Below are 6,090 nucleotides of genomic sequence, written 5' to 3' on the forward strand. Positions count from 1 at the left end.
GGGCAGTTACGTTCTACCCTGGCTACTGATATAATAAGACCAAAATAAATAAGGTCAACCAGAAATATTTAGCATTCTGGTTAACCTTATAATACGAACGGGGTAGTTTAGGGGAAGAAGGATAATTTAATTTTCAAGTTGAATTATAGTGGTAATGGTTTTGGAGGTGGTAAATTGAGATACCAAGATTTGATGAATTTAAAATACGTTGATTTAATAGGGAGTACAGAACCAACTGTAAACTCACTTAGGCTTTATTTTGAAAGGCGTAAAGTTAGTGAAGTTGTAGAAAAATTTGAATTAGGAGATAGTACGTTTGAAGGAAGTGATGTAATTATTGATGAAAAGTTACCCATCATACAAATGGATTTTGATAACTACATAAGTTACTCGGTAACTAATGAATCTTTTACTGTATGGGATGAATACGAAGAATTTGAAGGAAAAGCCTTTAGAATATATATTAAATCATGCTTTCTTGATTATATTCAAAACTCCACAATTGCATCTGAGGTTTACCCAGGACCTTTTAAACATTATGGGATGGTATGTATTGACCATATTATCAACATTGTTTCGATTTCAGAACCAACCATTATCGAAGTAGAAAGATAAGTTTTTCAAAAATGCTTCTTCAACTAACGGGTGCGATTGTTCAATAAGAGTAATCGCTTTTCTTGTACCGCTAAACCAGCTAATATAGATTTTCCTACAAGAGAGGTTGCCGTGGCTGCATTTTTTTTAATGAACTAACGAAGCAGTATAGTTGTGGTCAGATCGACTAAACCAAAAAATAATAATTTTCTTCTTGAGCTAACGGAGTTTAGTAGAATAAAAATAAATGATATGCTTAATTTGCTGAAAACTTAATTTTTCTAACATAGGAAGGGTAATTATGGAAGATAATATAGAGGATAGAATCGTTACAAGCAAGGCACTGTTAGCTATATTTTTACCGATATTAGTATTGAACATCGCACAAGGAATGGCAAGCCTTATCTATTTAATTCCGATTTCAGAAGTGATTTCACCTGTTCTTTATGCCATTTGTTATGTTGTTCTGGCGTATTGGGGTGTTAAGCTATTAAGTGAAAAGATAATAAAACTATCTTTACAAGAGTGTCGTATTGACAAGCCTCATATTGAAATAAAATGGCTTTCTTGTGCAATTGTTTTGCCTATTGCTGTGATGACAATATTGTTATGCACTCCAGGTGAATTTGTTCATAACGATAGTACTACACATGCAATAGGAATTATTATAACGGCAGTCTTTGTATATGGTATTGGTCCAGGAATCGTCGAAGAAGTAATATTTAGAGGGTTAATTATGAAAGCACTTGAAAAGCGTTGGGGAAAAAGAGTTGCGATTCTAATACCATCTATTATATTCGGATTACTTCATGCAATAGGTGCAAATTTACATTTGATGGATTTGCTGATGTTGTTTGTCGGAGGTACCAGTGTTGGGATTATGTTCTCTTTAATTGTGTATAAAAGTGGGTCTGTTTGGAATAGTGCAATTGTACATGGAATATGGAATATCATTATGATTGGTAATATTTTTCATGTTGGCACTTCTTATAATAAAGCCTCTATTTTTTCTTATAAATTATTATCTCATTCATTTCTACTGACAGGTGGAGCTTTTGGTGTGGAAGTATCAATTGTTGCTATTTTAGGATATTTGTCAGTAATTGCATTAATACAATATTCAATGAAGAAAAAACAAAGGCTTAATGAGCAGCTTGATCGAACTGTCCACTAATTTTAGGAAAGGCATTTTAAATGGACTGCAATTGGTTCGAGGAGTTAAGCCGTGATGAAAAAACGAGATTTAAATAACCTTAAAATCTTAATGTAAAACAAACGGGTTCGATTGCTCAATAACAGCAGTCGCCTTTTTACTAACTGGGCAGGTTAATCAAACTAGATAATGTATAATAATGGTTATAAATACACATGGGGGAGTCAAATGTTAATTAGAGAAATAAAGCCTGATGATGCTGCTAGTTTTATAAATTTAATTAAGCAAGTTGAAAGTGAGTCCCAATTTTTGCTCTTCGAACCAGGAGAAAGAAAAATTAGTCCAGAAGAGCAGATAAAAAGAATAGAAGCAATGCAAAAATTGAGAAACTCGACCATTTTTATTGCAGAAGAAGATAAACAATTAATCGGATACCTCGTTGCGATGGGCGGTAATGCCAAGAGAAACAAATATTCTGTATATCTTGTTATTGGAATATTAGCCGAACATCGAGGGCATGGAATCGGAACAGGACTTTTCGAAAAAGTTGAGAAATGGGCAAAAGAACAATATGTCCATCGTTTAGAATTGACAGTTGTAGCTCAAAATCAAGCAGGTATACAGTTATATAAAAAGATGGGATTTGAAATTGAAGGGACAAAGAGACATTCACTTACATTGACGGCAAATTTGTCGATGAATACTATATGTCTAAACTTTTATAAAAATTACTTGTTCAACTAACGGGTGCGATTGTTCTGTAAAGGCAGTCGTTTTTCTTGTTCCACAAACTCTACAGGTTAGTTATAGAAGTAGAAAGAATATAAAATGTAACTGGAGATGACATTTTATGTTTAATAATATTTGTAAATGTGAGTACGTAAAATCATTTAAAATAGAAGCTGATTATCACGCTGACCCGATTTGGTGCAATGTTTGTGGCTGGAACTTAGATATTGATGAATTTCCCCTGTCAGATAAACTGAAAGATGAATTGTATCAATGGACAAAGCAATACAAAAGAATGCAAATTAAAGAACATAATACGTTTGGGCAAAATCTTACTGAAAAAGTGAAAGAAGAATTAGGTTCACAATATAAAATAATCTTTATAACAGAGAAAGAATAACCAACCCTGCAAGTATCAAAATTGTGAAACTTTGTACTTAGCTAACGGGGGCTTTTGTTTCACAACAAACGCGCTGTTTTGGCAGTCCTTTTTTATTATCGTTCTTTAAATAAAGGGCAGGATTGTTCAATAAGGAGTTTAAATTAAGGATTCAATTTCCATTTGGTAATGTACAATTCAATTATTCAAGGACTAATGTTTGTTAAAAATTATAAAAAATTTGGGGATAAAAATGAAAATAAAAGAAGATTTTTTTCTTGTTCTAGTACCATTAATAGCGTTGGTAGCCATTATCTTGCGTCTTACTCATACTATAAGTAGCAGTGCTTTCGGGACAATTGGTTTTATTTTAGCTATCTTAGGATTTGTACGTTCTGCAAGTTTAGATACTTTAAAAAAAGAAGAACACCCAATCACGGATTTAAAAGAACCGTTTAATTCGATTAAAAAGCGATCTAACTTTGTTGTTGGATGTGTAATATTTATAGGAATTTTTTACTTAGTAATTCTGCTTCTTAGCATTTTTGGTCAATTGTGATTTTTCCTTTTTAAGCTAACGGGTGCATTACTTTAAAAGGTGTTGCAATTCCAGAAAAGTGATGTTTACTTATGATTACTCTGTTAAAAGAACAATTAATGGAAAGCTTGAAACCACTTTTCACTCTTTTTTCATTAGCTTTTGATTGCTTGATTTTGTATTTTTTTAGGGATCCTTACTCCAAATTATTTTACCGGTATGATTTACTTAATATTTGCGTCATCATCTTAGATTTAGGCTATATTAATCCTGATGTTGATATTTACGATAAGAAAACCGCCTCGTTAAAGAGGCGGCTTATTGAGCTATCGTATCCGTCATAATCTTGCTTTAGGAGAAAAGGTCATCTAGCCGTCTGGTAAACGAGGGCTATGGCTCCAGAATCAAATGTCTTGTTTTCAATCAGTTTAAGGTTGATCCTCTCTTTGAGACCTTGGAATAACGGCAACCCGCTGCCAATCAGGACAGGAGAAACCGTAATTTTATACTCATCTATTAAATCAAGCTGCATAAGGTAGTGAGCTAACCTAGGACTGCCGAGGATGACCATATCCTTGCCGGGCTGCTGTTTGAGGTTCTTGATTTCTTCCTCGACATCTTCTTTCACCAGTCTGGAATTGTTCCATTCGACTTTCTCCAACGTCGTGGAAAAAACGATTTTGGGTGTTTTTTCGATCCACTCGGCATGATTTAGTTCATGCTGCGAAGCTGAAGGGTCAGAAGGCACAGATGGCCAGTAACTGTGCATCATCTGATAAGTCTCACGTCCCCATATGACAGTGTCGGCAGTACTCAGAATTTCTTTCGCGTGTTTCTCCAAGTCAGCATCGTATGAAACCCAGCCAATGTCCATTTCACCATTCGGACCTTCTACAAAACCGTCAAGCGATGCGTGCAGAAATAGAACGAGTTTTCTCATTTTTAGTCTCCTTTGTCCAAGAGGATATTTTTTTAATAATTCTTTCCCTCCAATGTAAGTATAACCAATTTTTTATAAATTTTGGTAAGAAAGTTTAATAGGTTACATTAATTAAAATAGAATGGGGGGGTGCCAGCATCAATCTTTAATCAGGACCTGGTTTCCACGGTTTTAAACAACTGAACCAACAACATTTTGCTTGATTAATTGATGATGCCAAACCGATTCCACAAGCAACACTGTTTCAAATGTTGACTTGTAATCTACCGTTTCAGTTGCCTTATGTTCATTTTGGTAGCCTGCTGACAGATTCACTGACGGGATCCTCACGGCAAAGCGTAATATGGCGTACAGTGAGCTAAAAGAGATAGCTACAAATGGTAGTGGGCAGAATGTTAGTGATGATTATATTCGGCAAATAATCAGCCGTCTTTCAAGAGAGTTGCCTTATTGGGACCAAATGATTGAAATGACATCGCTTCAAAATCCGGAAACGGGAAGAAATATGGCGGGTATTAAATTAAGTGAAGGTTATTCGTCCTGTATTTTGTGTCGAGCGGATGATTGTTTACCTGGTATTTAAGGGGAGGTTACTCACTTCACGGTAAATTATAGGGCTTGTGTGAAAAACGAATCTACTCCGGAGCCTAAGAAGTCCGGATACTTTGGAAAAGTAAATGCGCTTATAAACTTTCTTCATTATATTACATTTGTAACTTACGTCCTTGCTAATAACCTTGCTACAATAAATCATATCTATTCCATTAGGAGAGAATTTATTTATGGCTAACACACACACTTTTAGCAAGGGCGAGGAAATTGCGAACTCCATTACTCACGGGATTGGGGCTCTTCTTAGCTTTGCAGCATTAGTAATACTAATTGTATCTTCTTCACTTTCCGGTAACATTTGGAATATTGTTAGTTTCACTCTATTTGGTTCTACCATGTTCTTAATGTATACATCGTCAACTCTGTTACATGCTTTCCCTGAAGGAAGCAAGGTGAAAGATTTATTTGAGATTTTCGATCATTCTTCCATCTATTTTTTTATTGCTGGAACGTACACACCGTACCTGTTTTTAGTGGTAAAAGGTTGGTTAGGATGGACTATTTTCGGGATCGTATGGGGACTGGCAATCGGAGGAACGGTGTTTAAATCCTTTTTTGTAAAGAAGTTTTTATTCACATCGACTGCGTTATACGTAGTAATGGGTTGGTTGATTGTAACTGCTTGGGGACCTTTATCAGAACACTGCCCCATACTGGTTTAACGTATTTAATGATAGGCGGGTTGTTCTATACGTTCGGAGCAGTGTTCTACATTTGGCGAGGATTCACCTATCACCATGCTGTATGGCACCTGTTCGTAATGGCCGGAAGTATCATGCACTTTTTCAGTGTCCTAACACTTTTGCATTGATTTGAATATATCTTCTTTTATTTCTGTTAAATTATTGGAAATTAAGGTTTTTTGCAAGCATCAGGCACTATCCACGCTAAGGATAATGCTTTTTTTATGCATGTTTATCTACTAGAGCGGATTTCAGTTTTATTTTTTGGGGATAAATCTCTTAATTCTACATTGGTACGGTTCGTTCATTTAGTTTAATATCAGCCTTTTCCAAGGAAAAGAAGGAATCAATACCCCTGAAACCATGGACGAATTTAAAGCCATTAAACCTTAACAGATGTCATCTAATGTTTCGCACATACTGCTGGAACGATTTTTTCATGCTTATTTCATGATTTCAAGG

General features: G+C 35.1%; 8 protein-coding genes and 1 pseudogene. 7 read left to right on the plus strand and 2 right to left on the minus strand.

Annotated features, from left to right (window positions below; genetic code table 11):
• The first annotated feature begins 174 nt into the window (after positions 1 to 174).
• From V7077_RS26350 to V7077_RS26370, 5 genes are all read left to right on the plus strand, one after another.
• On the plus strand, positions 175 to 615 hold the full coding sequence (locus V7077_RS26350) for a hypothetical protein (RefSeq protein ID WP_335507483.1): 441 nt from the start codon (positions 175 to 177) through the stop codon (positions 613 to 615).
• 280 nt (positions 616 to 895) lie between these two features.
• Positions 896 to 1,768, plus strand: coding sequence for a CPBP family intramembrane glutamic endopeptidase (locus tag V7077_RS26355; RefSeq protein ID WP_335507485.1), 873 nt, complete (start codon positions 896 to 898; stop codon positions 1,766 to 1,768).
• Positions 1,769 to 1,975: 207 nt separating this feature from the next.
• The gene (locus tag V7077_RS26360; protein WP_335507487.1) at positions 1,976 to 2,491 is read left to right on the plus strand and encodes a GNAT family N-acetyltransferase; all 516 of its coding nucleotides are present in this window, start codon (positions 1,976 to 1,978) and stop codon (positions 2,489 to 2,491) included.
• Between the two features lie 106 nt (positions 2,492 to 2,597).
• Complete coding sequence (locus tag V7077_RS26365) at positions 2,598 to 2,876, plus strand: hypothetical protein (RefSeq protein ID WP_335507491.1); 279 nt, start codon at positions 2,598 to 2,600, stop codon at positions 2,874 to 2,876.
• Positions 2,877 to 3,108: 232 nt separating this feature from the next.
• Positions 3,109 to 3,414 carry a hypothetical protein gene (locus tag V7077_RS26370; protein WP_335507494.1) on the plus strand — a complete coding sequence of 102 codons (306 nt, stop codon included), beginning with the start codon at positions 3,109 to 3,111 and terminating at the stop codon, positions 3,412 to 3,414.
• Between the two features lie 343 nt (positions 3,415 to 3,757).
• Here the strand turns inward: V7077_RS26370 and V7077_RS26375 are convergent, their stop codons facing one another.
• Both V7077_RS26375 and V7077_RS26380 read right to left on the minus strand, forming a co-directional pair.
• Positions 3,758 to 4,333 (minus strand): dihydrofolate reductase family protein, encoded by a 576-nt coding sequence (locus V7077_RS26375; protein ID WP_335507496.1) that lies wholly within the window; start codon positions 4,331 to 4,333, stop codon positions 3,758 to 3,760.
• A 171-nt stretch (positions 4,334 to 4,504) separates the two neighbouring features.
• Positions 4,505 to 4,648: a hypothetical protein gene (locus V7077_RS26380; RefSeq protein WP_335507498.1), complete on the minus strand. Its 144-nt coding sequence runs from the start codon at positions 4,646 to 4,648 to the stop codon at positions 4,505 to 4,507.
• A gap of 28 nt (positions 4,649 to 4,676) precedes the next feature.
• Here V7077_RS26380 and V7077_RS26385 point away from each other — a divergent pair, with 28 nt between their 5' ends.
• Both V7077_RS26385 and trhA read left to right on the plus strand, forming a co-directional pair.
• On the plus strand, positions 4,677 to 4,916 hold the full coding sequence (locus V7077_RS26385; protein WP_335507500.1) for a hypothetical protein: 240 nt from the start codon (positions 4,677 to 4,679) through the stop codon (positions 4,914 to 4,916).
• A gap of 199 nt (positions 4,917 to 5,115) precedes the next feature.
• Positions 5,116 to 5,756 (plus strand): annotated as a pseudogene (gene trhA, locus V7077_RS26390) (PAQR family membrane homeostasis protein TrhA).
• The last annotated feature ends 334 nt before the right edge of the window (positions 5,757 to 6,090 follow it).

Source organism: Neobacillus vireti (genome assembly GCF_036962465.1).
GTDB classification, from domain to species: domain Bacteria; phylum Bacillota; class Bacilli; order Bacillales; family Cytobacillaceae; genus Neobacillus; species Neobacillus vireti_B.